The organism is Aquimarina sp. AWH4_224, assembly GCF_056160245.1.
Window position 1 is genome coordinate 29,922 of sequence record NZ_JBSWWU010000021.1, and the last position, 18,864, is coordinate 48,785.

14 protein-coding genes are annotated in these 18,864 nt (G+C 35.3%); 5 read left to right on the plus strand and 9 right to left on the minus strand.

The window, feature by feature from the left end; all coding sequences use genetic code 11:
* Positions 1 to 18 precede the first annotated feature (18 nt).
* Together ggt and ACXAGJ_RS23805 are read right to left on the minus strand one after the other, a co-directional pair.
* The gene (gene ggt, locus ACXAGJ_RS23800; protein ID WP_474843562.1) at positions 19 to 1,716 is read right to left on the minus strand and encodes a gamma-glutamyltransferase; all 1,698 of its coding nucleotides are present in this window, start codon (positions 1,714 to 1,716) and stop codon (positions 19 to 21) included.
* A complete protein-coding gene (locus tag ACXAGJ_RS23805) occupies positions 1,713 to 2,297 on the minus strand; it encodes an acyl carrier protein phosphodiesterase (protein WP_474843564.1) in 585 nt (194 codons plus the stop codon). The genes ggt and ACXAGJ_RS23805 overlap by 4 nt, the downstream gene beginning before the upstream one ends.
* Positions 2,298 to 2,418: 121 nt before the next feature.
* Here ACXAGJ_RS23805 and glmM point away from each other — a divergent pair, with 121 nt between their 5' ends.
* The gene (glmM, locus tag ACXAGJ_RS23810; protein WP_474843566.1) at positions 2,419 to 3,807 is read left to right on the plus strand and encodes a phosphoglucosamine mutase; all 1,389 of its coding nucleotides are present in this window, start codon (positions 2,419 to 2,421) and stop codon (positions 3,805 to 3,807) included.
* 52 nt (positions 3,808 to 3,859) lie between these two features.
* On the opposite strand, the gene ACXAGJ_RS23815 is transcribed toward glmM, so the two are convergent.
* Complete coding sequence (locus ACXAGJ_RS23815) at positions 3,860 to 4,759, minus strand: lysophospholipid acyltransferase family protein (RefSeq protein ID WP_474843568.1); 900 nt, start codon at positions 4,757 to 4,759, stop codon at positions 3,860 to 3,862.
* A 135-nt stretch (positions 4,760 to 4,894) separates the two neighbouring features.
* Between ACXAGJ_RS23815 and ACXAGJ_RS23820 the strand changes: the two genes are divergently transcribed.
* Positions 4,895 to 5,545, plus strand: coding sequence for a rhomboid family intramembrane serine protease (locus ACXAGJ_RS23820; RefSeq protein WP_474843570.1), 651 nt, complete (start codon positions 4,895 to 4,897; stop codon positions 5,543 to 5,545).
* Between the two features lie 70 nt (positions 5,546 to 5,615).
* Here the strand turns inward: ACXAGJ_RS23820 and ACXAGJ_RS23825 are convergent, their stop codons facing one another.
* Complete coding sequence (locus tag ACXAGJ_RS23825; protein WP_474843572.1) at positions 5,616 to 6,752, minus strand: redoxin domain-containing protein; 1,137 nt, start codon at positions 6,750 to 6,752, stop codon at positions 5,616 to 5,618.
* Between the two features lie 503 nt (positions 6,753 to 7,255).
* Between ACXAGJ_RS23825 and ACXAGJ_RS23830 the strand changes: the two genes are divergently transcribed.
* Positions 7,256 to 9,544, plus strand: coding sequence for a GAF domain-containing protein (locus ACXAGJ_RS23830; RefSeq protein ID WP_474843574.1), 2,289 nt, complete (start codon positions 7,256 to 7,258; stop codon positions 9,542 to 9,544).
* A gap of 22 nt (positions 9,545 to 9,566) precedes the next feature.
* Here the strand turns inward: ACXAGJ_RS23830 and ACXAGJ_RS23835 are convergent, their stop codons facing one another.
* Positions 9,567 to 10,748 (minus strand): Pycsar system effector family protein, encoded by a 1,182-nt coding sequence (locus ACXAGJ_RS23835; RefSeq protein WP_474843576.1) that lies wholly within the window; start codon positions 10,746 to 10,748, stop codon positions 9,567 to 9,569.
* 56 nt (positions 10,749 to 10,804) lie between these two features.
* Between ACXAGJ_RS23835 and ACXAGJ_RS23840 the strand changes: the two genes are divergently transcribed.
* Positions 10,805 to 14,509, plus strand: coding sequence for a metallophosphoesterase (locus ACXAGJ_RS23840; RefSeq protein WP_474843577.1), 3,705 nt, complete (start codon positions 10,805 to 10,807; stop codon positions 14,507 to 14,509).
* Between the two features lie 4 nt (positions 14,510 to 14,513).
* Here ACXAGJ_RS23840 and ACXAGJ_RS23845 read toward each other — a convergent pair whose 3' ends face one another.
* The 4 genes from ACXAGJ_RS23845 to ACXAGJ_RS23860 all read right to left on the minus strand — a co-directional run bounded on the left by ACXAGJ_RS23845 (position 14,514) and on the right by ACXAGJ_RS23860 (position 17,637).
* Positions 14,514 to 15,392 (minus strand): hypothetical protein, encoded by an 879-nt coding sequence (locus ACXAGJ_RS23845; protein WP_474843578.1) that lies wholly within the window; start codon positions 15,390 to 15,392, stop codon positions 14,514 to 14,516.
* A complete protein-coding gene (locus ACXAGJ_RS23850) occupies positions 15,370 to 15,816 on the minus strand; it encodes a Dps family protein (protein ID WP_474843579.1) in 447 nt (148 codons plus the stop codon). The genes ACXAGJ_RS23845 and ACXAGJ_RS23850 overlap by 23 nt, the downstream gene beginning before the upstream one ends.
* A 93-nt stretch (positions 15,817 to 15,909) precedes the next feature.
* Complete coding sequence (locus ACXAGJ_RS23855) at positions 15,910 to 16,512, minus strand: NUDIX hydrolase (protein ID WP_474843580.1); 603 nt, start codon at positions 16,510 to 16,512, stop codon at positions 15,910 to 15,912.
* Between the two features lie 30 nt (positions 16,513 to 16,542).
* The gene (locus ACXAGJ_RS23860; protein WP_474843582.1) at positions 16,543 to 17,637 is read right to left on the minus strand and encodes a M42 family metallopeptidase; all 1,095 of its coding nucleotides are present in this window, start codon (positions 17,635 to 17,637) and stop codon (positions 16,543 to 16,545) included.
* A 115-nt stretch (positions 17,638 to 17,752) separates the two neighbouring features.
* Between ACXAGJ_RS23860 and ACXAGJ_RS23865 the strand changes: the two genes are divergently transcribed.
* Positions 17,753 to 18,469, plus strand: a complete 717-nt coding sequence (locus ACXAGJ_RS23865; RefSeq protein ID WP_474843584.1) for a DUF4294 domain-containing protein — start codon at positions 17,753 to 17,755, stop codon at positions 18,467 to 18,469.
* Positions 18,470 to 18,864 lie beyond the last annotated feature (395 nt).

The window sequence follows — 18,864 nt, forward strand, 5'->3', positions numbered from 1 at the left end:
CCAAAAGCAAAAGGTTGCTTAAAACCCTACTGCCGTGTCATCACCTCTTTTATCGGCTCCGCCCTCCAAACTTCCATCGGGTAGTGCCAGGATGCCATCAACCTTGCCAATGATTCGAGATTCCTCTTCATTGATTTCATATCCTTTAGCATTTAAGTTTTTTAGTATAGCTGGATCAAATGAATTAGGTTCAAAGACTACTACGTCTGGTAACCATTGATGATGAAAACGAGGAGCATTAACTGCATCTTGCATGGTCATACCAAATTCTTTTACATTTAGAATAGTTTGCAATACCGAAGTAATAATAGTAGATCCACCTGGGGTGCCAACTGTCATCCAGAATTTTCCATCCTTCTCCACAATGGTAGGTGTCATAGAACTTAGCATTCTCTTTTCGGGAGCAATAGCATTGGCTTCAGCACCGATAAGTCCAAACATATTAGGGGCACCAGGTTTAGCGCTAAAATCGTCCATCTCGTTATTGAGGAAGAAACCTAAGTCATCCACATATAATTTAGAACCATAGGCTCCATTTAGAGTAGTAGTCACAGAAATTGCATTTCCAAAAGTGTCTACAATTGAGTAATGCGTGGTTTCACTGCTTTCATAACCAGGGATTGCTCCGTGACTTATGGCTGTCGATGAGGTCGCTCGATCAAAACTAAAATCACTCATTCGATTTTTTAGATATTCTGGACCTAGAAGGGTATCTACCGGTATGTCTACAAAATCAGGATCACCCAAATAGAAACTACGATCTGCATAGGCTCTTCGCTCAGCTTCGGTAATTACCTGTATTGCTTTTAGACTGTTATGGCCATAGTCTGCTAAATCATGTGGAGCTATCATTTTCATGATTTGAGCCAGACATATACCGCCGCTAGAAGGAGGTGACATCGAGATGATATCTAGATCTTTGTATTTAAATTGAATAGGATCCCTCCATTTGGCTTCATATTTATTTAGATCTTCAATAGTCATAATACCTCCATAGGATTGTATAAAATCAACCAATTTTTGACCCGTTTCTCCATTATAAAATTCATCTCTACCATTCTCGATAATACGCTGTAGAGTATTTGCCAAAGCAGGATTCTTTAAGGTGTCGTTAGCCTGATATCCTTTTAGAATAGGTATGGTATCTTTATTGGCTTTCAAGAATAGCTCTTTATAATGTTGAAATCGTTTTTCCTGTTTTTCTGTCACTACAAATCCTCGGTTTGCTAGTTCTACCACGGGAGTTAGAATATCCTTTATGGGCAGAGTCCCAAACTTTTGATGTACTTCAAAAATCCCTGCGATGGTACCAGGAACTCCAACGGCTAATGCTCCTAGCTGGCTTTTTTCGGGGATGTGATCTCCATTCTCGTCAAGATACATGTCTTTTGTAGAAGTTAACGGAGCTTTTTCTCTGTAATCCAAAGCACCGGTATCTCCATTGGCCATGCGATACACCATAAAACCTCCACCTCCTAGATTTCCGGCATAAGGGTAGGACACGGCCAATGCCATTTCTGTAGCGACCATGGCATCAAAGGCATTACCTCCTTTTTGCATAATAGCGGTTCCGATTTTTGAAGCTTCTTCTCTTGCCGATACTACCATTGCTTTTTGAGTGATTACACCTCTTACAGGTGTTTTAACTATGGGTTTTGGTGTTTCTTCGCAAGAAAAGCACACTATCAAAAGGCAAAAGGATAAGAGTAGTCTCATAAGGTTTTCATTTCGTTTTTGGTGAAAAGCTCTAGTTCTTTAAAAAAAGCTTGAAATTCTTGATCAAAATCAGCATAATAGGCCTCGAGTTCAACGACTGCAAGGTTCATCTTAGAACGATTTTTTGTCCTGCGATTCATCCCGGAAAGCACACTGCCAATACCCGATATACTAGCATAACTTAATAACCAGTTATCACCAATCATATAGGGTAAGAAGTTTTGTACTTTCTTCGGTAGTATGTCATAGTTGTCTTGTAGTAGTTCGTAAAATTGAAGCGTGTAGGTTTCCAAAGGAATTTCAGAATATTCCTCCCAACGTGCTGCTAGAAAATGATCATAAAAAATGTCAACAATAACAGGGCTATAACGTCCGTATTTTGGATATAACCGTTGTGCGCTCTTCTTCACAATAGGATGAGTATCGGTATAAGAATCGATTTTGCGATGTAAGATGATACCTTTGCTGATTTGCTCGGGATATTCTAAATATTTTTTGCCTTTGACGGAGTCGGCGATAAAATTACCAATTTTAAGTTCGGGGTCTTCTCCAGAAAGATAAATATGAGCTAAGAAATTCATTATCGAAATTTACAATTTTTTAGAAATGTAGTGTTGTTTTTTTGTAAACTTTAATAGTATAGTTGTAGTAATGTTTCTTAGGATGTACATTTGCCCTCAAATACAGAATTAATATAACATTATGACATTAATCAAATCAATTTCAGGAATACGTGGTACTATAGGAGGAGGAGTAGGTGATAATCTTACCCCAATCGATGCTGTAAAATTTGCTTCGGCATATGGGAGCTGGTTAAAAAAGGAAACCAACAAAGAGCACCCAATAGTGGTAGTAGGAAGAGATGCACGTATTTCAGGATCCATGATTCAACAACTGGTAATGAATAGTTTGGTTGGACTTGGTATTCATGTAGTTGATTTAGGGCTTTCAACCACTCCTACTGTTGAGGTTGCGGTACCTATCGAAAAGGCAGATGGAGGAATCATTTTGACAGCTAGTCATAATCCTAAACAATGGAATGCGTTAAAGCTTTTGAATGGGAAGGGAGAATTTCTAAATGCAGAAAACGGAAAGAGAATACTCGAAATTGCAGAGAACGATGACTATACATTTGCAGAGGTTGATGATCTTGGAAACATCACAGTAAATGATACGTACATAGACAAGCATATTGATGAGGTATTAAACCTTTCTTTGGTAGATGCAGATAAGGTTAAAGCTTCTGGTTTCAAAGTAGTGGTTGATGCAGTAAACTCTACAGGAGGGATTGCCGTGCCTAGGCTTCTAAGAAAAATGGGAGTAGATGTAATCGAATTGTACTGCGAGCCAAATGGACATTTCCCGCATAATCCAGAACCTTTAAAAGAACATTTAACAGATCTATCTGCTTTGGTAGTAAAAGAAAACGCAGATTTTGGATTAACTGTAGATCCAGATGTAGATCGTTTAGCTTTTATGAGTGAAGATGGAGAGATGTTTGGAGAAGAATATACACTAGTAGCTTGTGCAGACTTTGTATTAGGTAAAACACCAGGAAATACGGTTTCAAATTTATCTTCAAGTCGTGCTTTGAGAGATGTTACAGAACAACATAATGGTTCTTATGAGGCCAGTGCTGTGGGAGAAGTAAATGTCGTTGAAAAAATGAAAGCTAATAATGCGGTTATCGGAGGAGAAGGAAACGGTGGGATTATCTATCCAGAGCTACACTACGGAAGAGATTCTCTAGTAGGTATTGCCTTGTTTTTAACTCATTTGGCAGAAAAGAAATGCAGTGTTAGTGAGTTGAGAAAAAGTTATCCTTCTTATTTTATGAGTAAAAATAAGATTCAGCTTACTCCAGACTTGGATGTAGACGGAATTTTGAAAGGATTCCACAAAAAACATGAAGCTGAAGAAGTATCTACTGTAGATGGTGTAAAAGTAGATTTTGCTGACTGCTGGGTGCACTTAAGAAAAAGTAACACGGAGCCAATTATTAGAATCTATACCGAAGCTAAAAGTCAGGGCGAGGCTGATCAATTAGCTGAAGATACGATAAAGACATTAAAGGAAATTGCTGGAATCTAGAAAGTTTCCTGTTTAAAAATAAAAAAGCGAGATTTTCATCTCGCTTTTTTTATTAGTCTATTGTGGCTCCTTTTGGAGGTTTAGTATTTCTGTGCTTCCAACGCTTATGTGTCCATAGATAGTATTGGGGTTGTTCCTTGATTTGCTCTTCGAGCATTTTGAGATAGGTTTTTACGACAAAATAGTCATCACATTTAGAGGCATCTTCGGTAATGGGAACAAATTTAGCCTGATAATAACCTCTCTTCACCTTTTCTACTTTCAAATACATGACTGGCATCTCTAATCTTTTGGCTAATACTTCTCCTCCCAAAAAAGCAGGAACCTTAATTCCCATAAAATCTGTCCAATACGTGGCATTGTATATTTTTGGTGATTGATCAGAAACCAAACCGTAGGCGCAAACTCTACCTTTTTCTATGTCTTTGGTGATTTCTTTCATAGCGCTACTACTGGTGATTAGTTTCGCATCAAACCTGTTTCTCATACGATGTACTAAGCGATCAAAATATTTGTTTTTGATTTTTTTATACACTCCAGCAATTGGTAGATTTAATGTAAAATAGGCAGCAATAGACCATTCGTAACTTGCATAGTGACCAAATAACACCATAATACTTCGTCCTCGTTTTTCAAACTCTTGAACGGTATGAGGATCTATAATTTTAAAGCGCTTTACCAATTCTTCTTCGGAAATGGATAAGGTTTTGATCATTTCAAGAAACATATCGCACATGTGCTTATAAAACTCTTTCTCAATTTTTTGAATCTCTTGATTTGTTTTTTCGGGAAAAACCAAAGTTAAATTCTCATGAACCGTCTTTCTTCTATAACGTATAACATGATATACTAAAAGGTAAATAAATGTAGATAAGGTATAAAATAGCCTCCATGGTAACTTTGAAATTATCCATAAAAAAGGGTAGGCGATACTATAAACTATTAGTTGCATAGAATTAACTCATAAAGCCCACAAAGATATGATTATTGCGATAAATTATCATAAACTTTTGTCAAATAGCATATGTGCGATCACTTTTAAAAAAGAGGGTAAAATATATGTATATTTGAACAAAATTCGAATTGAATGGGGCAACTAGATATTGTAGTAATAGTAATAATTGCTGTAAATGTATTAATGTCATTAAAAGGTTTTAATGACTTTTCTTTTTTTGAACGATATAAGTTTAATATTGGAGGGATACGTCGTGGAGAACAGATAAGAATGCTTAGCTCTGGGTTTTTACATGTGGATATGACGCATTTGTTTTTCAATATGTTCACCTTGTATTTCTTTGCTCCGGTTGTTGTAGGCTTTTTGGGGAATGTGAAGTTCTTGATCGTATATTTTGGAAGTCTCATTGTTGGTAATTTGTTTTCTCTGTTTTTTCATAAGAATGAATATCATTATAGTGCGGTAGGAGCTAGTGGTGCAGTTTCTGGGATTATTTATGCAGGAATACTGTTTAGACCCGATATGAGTTTATACCTGATGTTTATCCCCATACCTATACCAGCCTATATTTTTGGTATCGGGTATTTGTTGTATTCTATATTCGGAATGAAAAACAGAATTGGAAATATTGGGCACGACGCCCATTTCGGAGGAGCTGTTGGAGGTTATATCATCACCTTGATTTTGGCACCCTGGATATTGTATGATAACACCTTGATGGTTGGACTTTTAGCAATTCCGATTATTATATTGTTTGTTTTACAGCGTTTAGGTAAAATTTGAGAAAACATACCATACATAAACAAAAAAACGATCTCATTTGAGATCGTTTTTTTGTTTATGATTACTAGAACTACAGCGCTTTTTCTCCTAATAGTTCTGATATTTTTTGTTCTAAAGCTGGACCTCTTAAGTTTTTGGCAATTACCTGCCCTTGTTCATCTATAATAAATGTAGCAGGAATAGATCGCACACCATACGCCCTTGCAATAGGATCTTGCCAGAATTTCAGGTTGGATACGTGGTTCCAATCGAGATTGTCATCAGTAATAGCTTTTGTCCATGATTCTTGTTTCTTATCTAGGGAAACTCCAATAATGTTTAGGCCTTTGTCGTGGTATTTTTTATATACTCGTACTACATTAGGGTTTTCTAATCGACAAGGTTTACACCAGGATGCCCAAAAATCGATAATGGTAATTTTACCCATAGATTCTTTTAAGGAAAGTGTTTTTCCCTCTGGATTAGGGGCAGAAAAATCATCTACCATAGTACCGATATCTATTCTTTTTTGCATGGATACAGCAACAGCATTATTAATAAGTCGATCTAAGTTTTTACCTAGTCGTGAAGTTTTTAACGTATCTGGTAAATTGGTGAATTTGGCTTTAGCATCTTTGGCAGATAATGATTTAAGGTTCAATAAATCTGTAAGCGCCATTACACCAATTAGGGAGTTCGGATTATTGTCTGCAAAATCTTGACGGAACTGAATTTCTTTTTCTTTCAACTCTTCCTGTTTTGTGGCGAGTCTTAACGCTTTATCAGCCTCTTTCAATTTTGAAGCTATCTGATATTGCGTATTTAGATTAACACGTTCTTCTCCAAACGTCTTGATAGTGTTGATATATTTAAATAATAATTCATTCTCCGGACCTCCTTTGATGATAGAAGATCGTAAACTATCCTTATAAATAGTCATATGAAAAGGATGGTTTTCAGCAATATATAATACATTACTTCTCAAGTTTTGAAAAGTCAAATAGTTGAAGTCATTGGCTTCTGGAGCGGGTAGATCGATTTTAAATTGTCCTTTTTGGATGGTTGCGGTATCGATCACAAGTGGTCTTCCGGATTGACTAATGGAATTGATGTATACCTCGGTACCATCTTCAAAACCCTGTGCTTCAGCAGTTATTGAATATCCTTTTTCTTTGGTTTGGCAAGCTACAAGTAGGAGTATAGCAGCAAATAGAGCGATTCTTTTCATTACGTGTTAATTTACAGGTGATAAAAATAAAGAATACAACCTATAAACACCAAAAATTAACTTTTTGATATAAAAACATATAATCTTTTTTATCTTTTTTTAGCAAAAAAACGAGGTTAGGGTGTAACAAAATGCCTATAAATGGAGTCTAATGGGTAACCCCATTATAATTTTGAACTATAATCAACAATAAGTAAAAATCTGGATTTTGAGTCCAAGTTTTATAACTATGATCGTCTTAATAAAAACAAAAAGCGTTTAATTATACCTGAAAATAGGTATTATTAGGGTGTTTTTAATTTTTTGTGTTTGATATAGTAAAAGAGCGTAACTTTAAGGATAGAATAATTTTAATTAATTGTTAATATCTGTCTAGTGAGCTAAGTTTGTAGTATTTTTGTTAAAAATATCGTAATTGGTGAATTATGAGGGTGTTAGAGCAGGATTTTCCTTTAGACATATGGATTAGCTTTTCGAAATTTTTTGAACAATACAGAAATTTTTTGAATAGCGACAGCGTGCTCCTTAGGGAGAGGGCTTCTCATATCCTGAAGTTAGCAGAAGCGTATCCTGAATTAGATGAGGGGATTAAGGAAGAAGAAAAGGTGTTGGAACTGCTTCCGCAGATCGATATGATCCTTGAGGATTCGTTTGCGCAGGTGCTTCAACAAAATGAAATCAAAATCGCAACTATTCCTTTTCATAATACGGTGCTTAAATCTACTAAGCGCTTTCAAAATATTATAGCAACTGCAGGAGAAGATTTTGAACCTCAAATTAAGAATTTGGATGAGGATCATTATTACATCATGGGGTGTAGCATTATTCTGAACAATTATTACGGATATAAAATCGATTTCAGAAGACCGTTCTTTTATGATATTCCTGATGCGTTAGGCATCATGAGGCATTATAGAATCATGTATAACGGGGATTTTATTGAAATCATAAAAACCGATAAAGCCAAAGAAATAACCGATGCCGATGTGGCCGAATTGTTGGATAACTTCGATAACATCGAAATTTGGAAAGAGAAGTTTCCACCAAGTAGTTGGGTATTTAAAGGAATTGTAATTGCGAATATGTTCGATGTTACTACCGATGTTTCTTTGTCTGATTTCAAAACTAGCTTAATCAAATACGATAAAACCCAGGGTGATTTTGTTGGAAGTTTTCAGGATATTTTCAGATCTATCTTTAATTTGAAAGAAATCAAAGTTGGTTTTTCTAATTATAATCATGAGGACGAAGTTTTTGAACGTGTGCCTTTCAAAAATATAGATAGTTATGTGTTGTATGATAAGTTTTCTGACAGTTGTCAGTCCGCTTTATGCAAAGGTACTTATTACTACATGTTCGAAAAGTCTACGTATTTCGCCATTTCTGATGTAAAGAAATTTCAGCAGTCTACTCCAAAAGAGAAGATGTATAAGAATCTGGTAGCACAAGGAATTAATAGTGCTATTATCGCCCCTATCAAAAGCGAAGGTAAATTACTAGGGATTTTGGAAATCGTATCTCCAAACGTACATGAGTTAAATAGTATCAACGCCAATAAATTACAGGATGTAATGCCATATCTGGTGGATTCTGTATTGAGATCAAAATCGAAAGCTGAGAATGAATTGGAGTTGGTAATTCAGCAAGAATGTACATCTATCCATCCTAGTGTACACTGGAAGTTTAGACAAGAAGCAAAACGTTTTATGCGTGCAATTGTAGAAGAAAATCCAGTTTCATTTAGAGAGGTGGTGTTTGAAGATGTGTATCCTTTGTATGGTCAAATTGATATTAAAGGTTCTTCTGATGCCCGTAATCATGCGATACAAAAAGATTTAGTATTGCAATTAAGAGGGATTTCTAAAGTAATCAATAGGGTGATAGAAATGGATCCGTTACCTATTTATGAGCAGTTAAAGTATAGAACAAATAGTTATATCAGTGTTGTTCAAGAACAATTACAGGTAGATAGTGAACAAACCATTATCAACTTTATTAAGAAAGAAATAACTCCGTTATTCAAGCACCTGAAAAAGAAAAATTCAGATCTGTCAGATCTTATTGATGAGTACGATAATCTATTGGATAGAAGCTTAAAAACTGTATATAAACATCGTAAAGCATATGATGAATCTGTGATGTTGATCAATAAAAAGATGGCATCCTTATTAGATCAGAAGCAAGATGAAGCTCAAGGAATGTATCCTCATTATTTTGAACGATTTAAATCTGATGGGGTAGAGCATAATATGTATATCGGGGAGTCTATTACCAAGCAAAAGAGTTTTAATAAGATCTATCTCTATAATTTAAGACTTTGGCAGTTGCAGGTAATGTGCGAAATGGAAAACGCTTATTACCAAATGCAAAAAGATCTTCCGGTTGCGTTGGATGTAGCTTCTATGGTTCTTGTCTTTAATACGTCTTTATCCGTGAGATTTAGAATGGATGAAAAACGATTTGATGTAGATGGCACGTACAATGCACGCTATGAAGTAGTGAAAAAACGTGTCGATAAATCCAAAATAAAAGGGACCGATCAACGTGTTACCGAAAAAGGAAAGCTTGTAGTTATCTATTCACAAAAAACAGATGAGAGAGAATATATCAAGTACATCAATTTCTTACAATCTAAAAACTATCTGGAAGATGAGATTGAAATTGTTGAATTAGATGATCTTCAAGGTGTTACAGGTTTAAAAGCGCTACGGGTTAATATTCTATATCATAAAAAAGAAAATGATAAAGAGTATTACACTTACGAAGATCTGATGAAGGAAATCAGCAAATAGCAAATAAAAAAACCTTTTAGTTTTACTGAAGGGTATTGAAGGCAATAAAGAAGCTCAATACCGAGGTTACGATTCCTATGATAAATACGGTATACGTTACCCGAAGTATTTTGTATTTTCGGTGCAATACTTTACCTAAAAAGTACAAATCCTTGATCATAGTGTCATAGATGTAGTCCTTATCTTCCATAAGTTGATGCATTGCGTTTTTGTAATCGGTCAATGGCATCTTATGGAAATTACCAAAGAATAACAGGTTCACTTTCTTTTCCTCAATTTCTTTTTGAGTAAACTCTCCGCTAGTGATATTAGGTCGTGTAGCAAGAACAGAAAGAACAATCGAAACGATACTAAAAAACAAGAAAATTAAGGTGGGGTAAATCAGATATTGATTAGAAGGATTGTCTAATTTTGGAATAAGGTTAGATAACGCCAGCGATATAATAATAGCGTTTACCGAAAGCAGAATATTGGCTTTAGTGTCTGCAATATCACTAAGTTTAAGATGGTTTCTAAGCGTTACCCTGAATGCGGTCTGTATCCCTTTTTCTGGACTTTCTTCTTTAAGAAGCTTCTTTAGTTTGTCTTTTTCTTTTTTTTTCTGCTTTCTTAAACGCTCCTGTTCTGTTAGCATTTTGGCCAGATTTGCCTCTTTTCGAGGTTGCCAGTGTTCTTTGGCATAGTCTGTATAATAGTGATGTTTATTCTGAAATAGCTCAATATTGGCTTTTAGCCACTCCGAAGAACTAAGGTTTTTTACATTATTTAGCTTAAATTCTCTACGTAACAACTCACTAGTTTCTCCATAATAGTCTTTAGCAAAATGGGAAGCATCTGCGTCTCTTATGATTTCCTCCATAAAATTAGTAGGATGATGTTCCATTTTTGTAGCCATAATTTGGTCAGACACCTTTTGGATAACGTCCTGAGATACATTTTGTTGACCTAAAAAAGACTTGGCAATAGTAACACTGTGTTCTTCATGATTATCTGTGCTTTTAGAATATCCGGTATCATGCAACAAAGCAGTTAATAACAAAACTTCTTGATCTTCCTTCGGTAAATTGGTGTTATCAAGGATTTCTTTTGTACTTTTAAATACTCTTTTGGTATGATCATAATTATGATATATGCAAGAATTCGGAAGTTCTTTTTCAAAAAGTTCCAAAACGAATTTATCTGTTTTTTCTAAAAGAGAAGACATACATGTAGATTTTCGATCACCAAAATAATTAAAAAAAAGAGATTGTACTCCAAACAATGAATAAATATACTAAGATTCTCATTATTTATACCGTTGCGTTATTTAGTTCTTGTGCAACATATTCTCCTCAGTATAAAGTCGAAAATTTTTCAAAAAAATTACCGCAAAAATCTCTGGAAAAGAGATTTTACCTCATTGGGGATGCTGGGAACGCTCAATTGGGTGAAACTACTCAGGGTTTAGCCCTTCTCGAAAAAGTATTGGATACTACCGAAACAAAGGATGATTTCTTACTTTTTCTGGGTGACAATATTTACCAAAAAGGAATGCCCAAAAAGGGAGAAGAGGATAGAGAAGAGGCAGAGCACAAAATGAATGTGCAAATTGATATCGTGAAAAAATTTCAAGGTAAGTCTATTATCATACCTGGAAATCACGATTGGTATAATAAAGGAGTAGAAGGATTAAGAAGACAGGAAAAGTATGTGATCGATCAAATCAACAATGATGAAACTTTTTTGCCCAATCAGGGTTGTCCTTTAGAAAGTATAAAGATTAATGATGGCGTACATCTTCTAATTCTGGATACGCAATGGTACTTGGCTAATTGGGATAAAAATCCAACCATCAACGACGATTGTGAAATTAAAACTAGAGAAAAGTTTTTTACAGAACTAGAAGGGGAGTTTAAAAAGCATAACGAAAAAACGATTGTGGTTGCGATGCATCATCCTATGTACACCAATGGACCACATGGAGGAAAGTTTAGTTTTGGTAAGCATATTTTTCCTTCCAAAAAGAAAATACCTCTGCCAGGCCTCGCGTCTTTGGTTGCAATGATGAGATCACAAGGAGGTGTTTCTCCGCAGGATGCTTCAAATGCATTGTATAATAAGTTTATGCGTAGACTGGCTACTATGGCCAAAGGATTAGATAAGGTAGTTTTTGTTTCTGGACATGAACATTCACTACAATATTTAGAAGACGAAGGTTTAAAACAAATTGTATCAGGTTCTGGCTCCAAAGTGTCAGCAGCTGCGCTAGGAAAAGACGGTTTGTTTTCTTATCCCGGTCAAGGGTTTGCAATTTTGGATGTTTATACGGATGGTTCATCAAATGTTCGTTTCTATGGCGGAGAACAAGAACAACCAGAACTAGTATTTCAAACAAAAGTATTTGAAAAAGACCAAGAATATGATACTAGTGATTTGAATACTTCTTTTCCTCAAGAAAAGACTGCTTCGATATATAATAAGAAAGAAGTAAAGAAATCAAAATTCTATAAATCATTTTGGGGAGATCATTATCGATATGTATTTGGTACTGATATTAAAGTTCCTGTAGCAACTTTAGATACATTAATGGGAGGCTTCCGTATCGATCGACAAGGAGGAGGACAGCAAACCAGATCCCTTAGATTAATAGATAAAGAAGGTAAGCAGTATAGCTTAAGAGCACTGCGAAAAAGTGTGACTCAATTTTTGCAAAAAGGAGCTTTTAGAAACACCTATCTAGACGATGGTTTTGAAGATACATATACGGTAGATGTATTGGCTGACTTTTTTACTTCAAGTTATCCATATGCTTTTTTGGCAGTAGATGATCTGGCAGAGGCCATTGGAGTTTATCATACAAATCCAGAAGTATATTATATTCCTAAACACCCTGCTTTGGGTAAGTATAATGAAAGCTTCGGAGATGAATTGTACTTTTTGGAAGAACGTCCTGGAAAAGAATTTAAAGATGTAGCTTCCTTTGGAAATCCAGATGATATCGAGAGTACAGATGATATGTTGAAGAAACTGAGAAAAGATGAAAAGTATACTTTGGATGAAGAAAGTTATATCAGAGCCAGACTTTTTGATATGATTTTAGGAGATTGGGATAGGCATCCCGATCAATGGAGATGGGCCGAGTTTGACACTGAAAACGGAATGATATACAGACCGATACCAAGAGATAGAGATCAGGTGTTCTGTAATTATGATGGTCTTATTTTGGGATTGGTCAAATTTGTGTCACCATTATCAAGAAAATTTCAATCTTATGACGAGGAACTGAAAAAGGTAAGATGGATCAATTTATCTGGCTTGCGATTAGACCGAGCGTTAATTCAAAAGTCAGATGAGAAGATTTGGATCGATCAGGCAAACCATATCAAAACTATGCTCACCGATGAAGCCATCGAAAAAGCATTTGAAGATATACCTACCGAATTACAAGATGAAACGATTCAAAACATAAAACGATTTTTAAAGAGCCGTAGGGATAATATAGAGGATATTGCTACTCGCTATTATGAGTATCTGTCAAAACATGCAATTATTACAGGGACAGATAAAGACGATTATTTCGAAATTACAAGAAAGAATAAAGCAACTACCGTAAAGGTTTCCAGAATCAAAAAGGGCGAAATTGAACCTCCGTATTTAGAGAATACATTCAGTTCCAAAGAAACCAAAGAAATTTGGATTTATGGATTAGATGATGATGATCAGTTTGTGGTAAATGGAAAAGGGAGTAACCCTATAAAAATTAGAATTGTAGGAGGGCAAAATAATGATCAATATACTATAGAGAATGGCAGGAAGATCAAAGTATATGATCATCGATCAAAACCAAACACGGTAAACAAGAAGAGTGGAGCCCGAATACGATTGACCGATATTTATAATTACAATATTTACGATTACAATAAGGTGCGTAGTGCCAACAATACTATAACACCTCTTGTTGGATTTAACCCAGATGATGGATTGAGCGTAAGTATTTCAGACATATATACTGTTAATGGTTTCAAAAACAACCCCTATCATAGTAAGCATAGATTACATGCAGGGTATTATTTTGCTACCGAAGGATATGATATTACTTATTCCGGTGAGTTTATGAACGCCATTGGGAATTGGAATATTTTGATCAATGGAGTATATACCAGCGAAAATTTTGCGCAGAACTTTTTTGGCTTCGGAAACAATACTCCCAACTTTGATGATGACCTTGGGTTGGATTTCAATCGTGTCAAGACTAGTATATGGTCGTTTGGTTTAGGAATGTCCAGACGAAATAATTATGGAAGTCGTTTTGCGATTAATGCGAACTACACGGGGATAGAAGTGCAGGATACTCCTGGAAGATTTATTACTTCAGGATTAGGATTTATCATTGGAGATCCAGACTTTTTTGAACGTAAGTTTTTTGCAAATCTTGATCTTCATTATACCTATGAGAGCTATGATAATAAAGTCAATCCTACTCGAGGAATGAAGTTTGATCTACAAACAGGAACAACAACCAATGTAGAAGATACCGATCTTACTTTTGGATATATAAATACCAATCTCGGTTTTTATAGTGCCATCTCTCGAAATAGAAAATTGGTGCTTAAAACAGATGTGCTCGCGCAGGTTAATATCGGAGATGATTTTGAGTTTTATCAAGCTGCGACTTTGGGAGGAACCAAAGGATTACGAGGATTTCGAGAAGAACGTTTTACAGGAGAAAGTGCACTGGCATTTAGCGGAGATCTACGATACAGTTTTGATCGTTTTAAAACAGGTCTATTGCCATTACAGATTGGAATTTTCGGTGGATATGATATCGGAAGAGTCTGGTTAGATGGTGAGGATTCTGACCGATGGCATGATTCTTTTGGTGGAGGATTTTGGGTGAATGCCGTAGATGCAGTAGGAGGGCAGCTCGGGTTATTTAATAGTGATGATGGACTTCGATTTACTTTTGGTTTCGGATTAGATTTTTAAGATATTACTTACGTAAAGGATATTCATAAAGCGTAGCTTTATGGTGCTTGGTTTTTTCGTTGGTGATATAGAGTGTAGAATCATTTTTAAAACACACCCCTTCCTTTTGGGAATAATGATTTAATTTTATCTTTTGAATCGATCCTCCAAATAAATCATCTCCCTTAAAGTCCGAAAGTACAAACAGTTTATTGTAGGTGAGTAAAACAATGGTATCTCCACTTCGGTTTACTGTGGCTCCTGTAACAAAACAATCGGCATTGTCTTTACACGTGCGGTAAGTACCAATAAGTTTAGCTACGTGTTTTCCTGGTGATGCAGGAAGCTTATATAATTTGGTAGTCCCTTCAAACTTAGAACTTCTGTTTTTTGTAAAAAGATAAAGCTGGTTGTTGAGATGAATAAAAGCCTCAATGTCATAATTGAAATTCTTTTTTTTAGGAGGAAATTTCTTTTGATCTTCCAGAGCAAACCAAATTTTTTCAACAGAGATATCTTTTTTTAATACACCCCCGACACGATAGATTACAAGGTCTTTACGTTTATTGTTGTTGTTTCCAAAATCTCCTACATAGATATTGTTTTGGGTATCGTAGGCAAGATCTTCCCAATCCACATTTTGGGTGTCAGGAAGTTTAATTTTGTCCAAAACACCCCCTTTTTGGTCTAATCGATATAAGATGTTTTTGTTACCAGAATCATTGATAACATAAAGATGATCCTTGCCTAAACTGGTAATACCCGAAACTTCATGAACAGTATTAGATAGGGTATTGATTTTTATTAAATCCGTAGATGTATTGTTCTGGCAACTCATAGTGCAAGTTGCCAGAACAATAAGATAAAATGCGAATAGTATTTTAGTTTCTTTGATTCCAGGCATTGAGCATCCAGCTTGATTTTTCAAGTTCTCCGATATACGTTCCGGTAATGTCCAACGTTCCGTCATCTTTACTGTTTTCTGCAGCAGCAGTTACTTCTTTAAGTTGTTGTAACAATACTTGATAGTCTGCCAATACAGCTGATACCATTTCCTGGTCAACAAGATTTGTATTTGACTCCTTAATGTTTGAGGTGTCAAGATAGTCGGTAAAGTTGCTTATAGGCTTACCGCGTAGGGTTAAAATTCGTTCAGCAATCTCATCAATTTTTAATTTTGCATCTTCATAAAGCTCTTCAAATTTTTGGTGAAGCTCAAAGAAATGAGGGCCTGTAATATTCCAATGAAAGTTTCTCAGTTTTTGGTAATGCATATGATAATCGGCTAGTAGCTTGTTAAGCGCACTAATTGTATTTGAATTCTCCATAGTTTTTGTCTATTTGTTATTTAAAATCAATACAAAATTATTATAGTTTAACTGCTTATCTCAAATTTATAATAGTTAATAGTGATAATAAGATTATCCAATTCGATTTGTGATTTCTTTAAGAATTAAATCCAGATACTCAGAATCGTGAGGTACGTACCCTTGATTTTGTAATGGTTTTTTCCTGATTTCTTCGAATTTGTCAATTTCCAATAATTGTACGTCCGAAACTTCTTCTTTTTGAAGCGTGAGTTGGGTAATAGGTGTTTTCAGTTCAGATACATAAATATGATGAAATTCATTATCAATAATTCCAGGAGAAGGTCTCTTTTGAGACGGATAGATTTTCAAAAAATCCAATTCGTGATCCGAAATTGACAACCCTATTTCTTCTTCTATTTCACGAATAGCAGATGTTCTAGGGTCTTCACCAGCGCTAATATGTCCAGCCACAGAAATATCCCAAAGACCAGGGTAGGTATCTTTATTTGCTGCTCGCTTTTGAAACAACAATTTTTTGTGCTGAGTGTAAAACCAAATATGTACACTCGCATGATATAGACCTAATCGATGTGCTTCAGATTTAAGCCGTACATCTTCTGTAACTTCACCATGTTCATTTAATATGTCGATCAGTTCGTCAGCCATTACTTTTTTTGCATTTGCATTAAAATAAAAAAGGGCATTTGCAGTCAAACACCCTTTTGTTTTTAGATTATATGGTTATTATTTTCCAAAATAACTAAAAGTTTCTCCTGCTTTTATATTTAAAAGACTTTCATAGATCAACTTTATTACATTTTCTACATCATTTTTATGTACCATCTCTACCGTAGTATGCATATATCGCAATGGCAAGGAGATTAATGCTGAAGCAACGCCTCCGTTACTATACGCAAAAGCATCGGTGTCTGTTCCGGTCATTCTGCTGGATGCCATTCGTTGAAATGGGATTTTTTTGTCTTCAGCGGTTTGGATTAATAACTCTCTCAGCCTGTTTTGTACCGCTGGAGCATACGAGATTACAGGACCATCACCAATTTTGGTTTCTCCTTGAGTCTTTTTCTCAATCATTGGAGTAGTGGTGTCATGACAAACATCGGTTACAATAGCGACATCTGGTTGTATAGTGTGAGTAATCATTTCTGCACCGCGCAATCCAATTTCTTCTTGCACCGAGTTGGTAATATAAAGTCCAAATGGAAGTTTCTTTTTGTTTTCTTTTAAGAGTCTAGCTACTTCTGCAATCATAAAACCTCCCATACGATTGTCTAGCGCACGACAAACAAATTTGTCTTTATTAAGGATAAAAAACTCGTCGGGATAGGTGATCACACATCCAACATGCACTCCCAGTTTTAGTACTTCTTCTTTTGTAGAGCAACCTACATCAATGCAAATGTTATCTAATTTTGGTGGTTCTTCTTTTGCTCTATTTCTTGTGTGTATCGCAGGCCATCCAAATACGCCTTTTACAATCCCTTTTTTGGTATGTATGTTAACTCTTTTCGAAGTAGCAATTTGATGATCACTTCCTCCATTTCTAATGACATAAATTAATCCGTTGTCAGTAATGTAATTGACATACCATGAAATTTCGTCAGCATGACCTTCGATAACTACTTTGTATTTTGCTTTCGGATTGATAACACCCACAGCAGTTCCGTAAGTATCCGTGATAAAATCATCTACATAAGGTTTTAGATAGTCCATCCATATCCTTTGTCCTTCCCATTCGTATCCTGTCGGGGCAGGATTGTTTAAGTATTTTTCAAGAAAAGTCAATGACTTTTTGTTTAATATGCTGCTTTTTTTAGCCATAGTTATGTATAATCTAATTTAGTTTTCACGAATTTAATAATATTCACATATATTTTACGCTATAGAATATGTTAATTACTAATTTTGGAATAATTTTGGAAGACCTAAATTTACTATGTTAAGACATTTGTGTGTTATATTGATGGTTGGTGCCACTAGTATGCTCTTTTCTCAGGAGAAGGGAAAGACGCCTATTGATTCTTCCAAAATTGATTCTACGCGATACGTACAGTATTATATTATTGAAGGCGATACCATTCCTCATGAAGCTATAGATCTGGATGAAGTAGTAATTCTTGGCCGGTTAAAGTTTAAAGATAATCTGTCCAGAAGAAAGTATTTGATTTTACGACGTAAAACCAGAAAAGTATATCCGTATGCAAAGTTGGCGGCAGATCGACTAACAACACTCAATGAGCGATTAGAATCAATCGATTCTAAAAGAGCGCGTAAAAAATATGTAAAAAGACTTCAAAAGTATATGGAGGAGGAGTTTACCAAAGAATTAAAAAAGCTCACGCGTACGGAAGGTCAGATTTTGGTGAAATTGGTTAATCGACAAACAGGTAAGACTATGTTTGAGCTGATCAAAGAATACCGAAGTGGTTGGAGAGCCTTTTGGTATAATAATACAGCTCGCCTTTTTGATATATCACTCAAAGAAGTGTATGATCCTATAAATGTGGAAGAAGACTATTGGATCGAGGATATTTTACAGCGAAGTTTTCAAGCGAATGTACTAAAAGAGCAAAAAACAGCTTTAGATTTTAGTTTTTATGATTTGAGGAATAAATGGTCTGATCCCGGCGATAGTAAGACTGCAAAACAATAATCTAAGAAAGTAATGTGCAATTCTTACACTTTGAGTTTTTGAGAAGTCCGAAAATTCTAAAAAAATACCTCTCCGTTTTCATAAAATTTATTATCTTCGCTTTCTATCTTTTTTAAAATCAGACTTTTCGAAATTTCTTTAAAAAAATCTTCAAAAAATTCATTGTTGATTAAGAAACTATGCTTAGGTTTGCAGCCGCTAAACGGGGAAGAGATTTGAGGAGATGTGTAGTTTAGTAATGTTCATTGACAGCTTCGAAAAAACTTTTTAAAAATATTTCAAAAAAGTTTTGGTGGATAAAAACGGGGTTGTATATTTGCACCCGCTTTGAGAGAGAAGCGAAGTTCATAGAAGAGATTACAATGGTTTAGGGTTAGTTTTTGCTAGCTGAGATA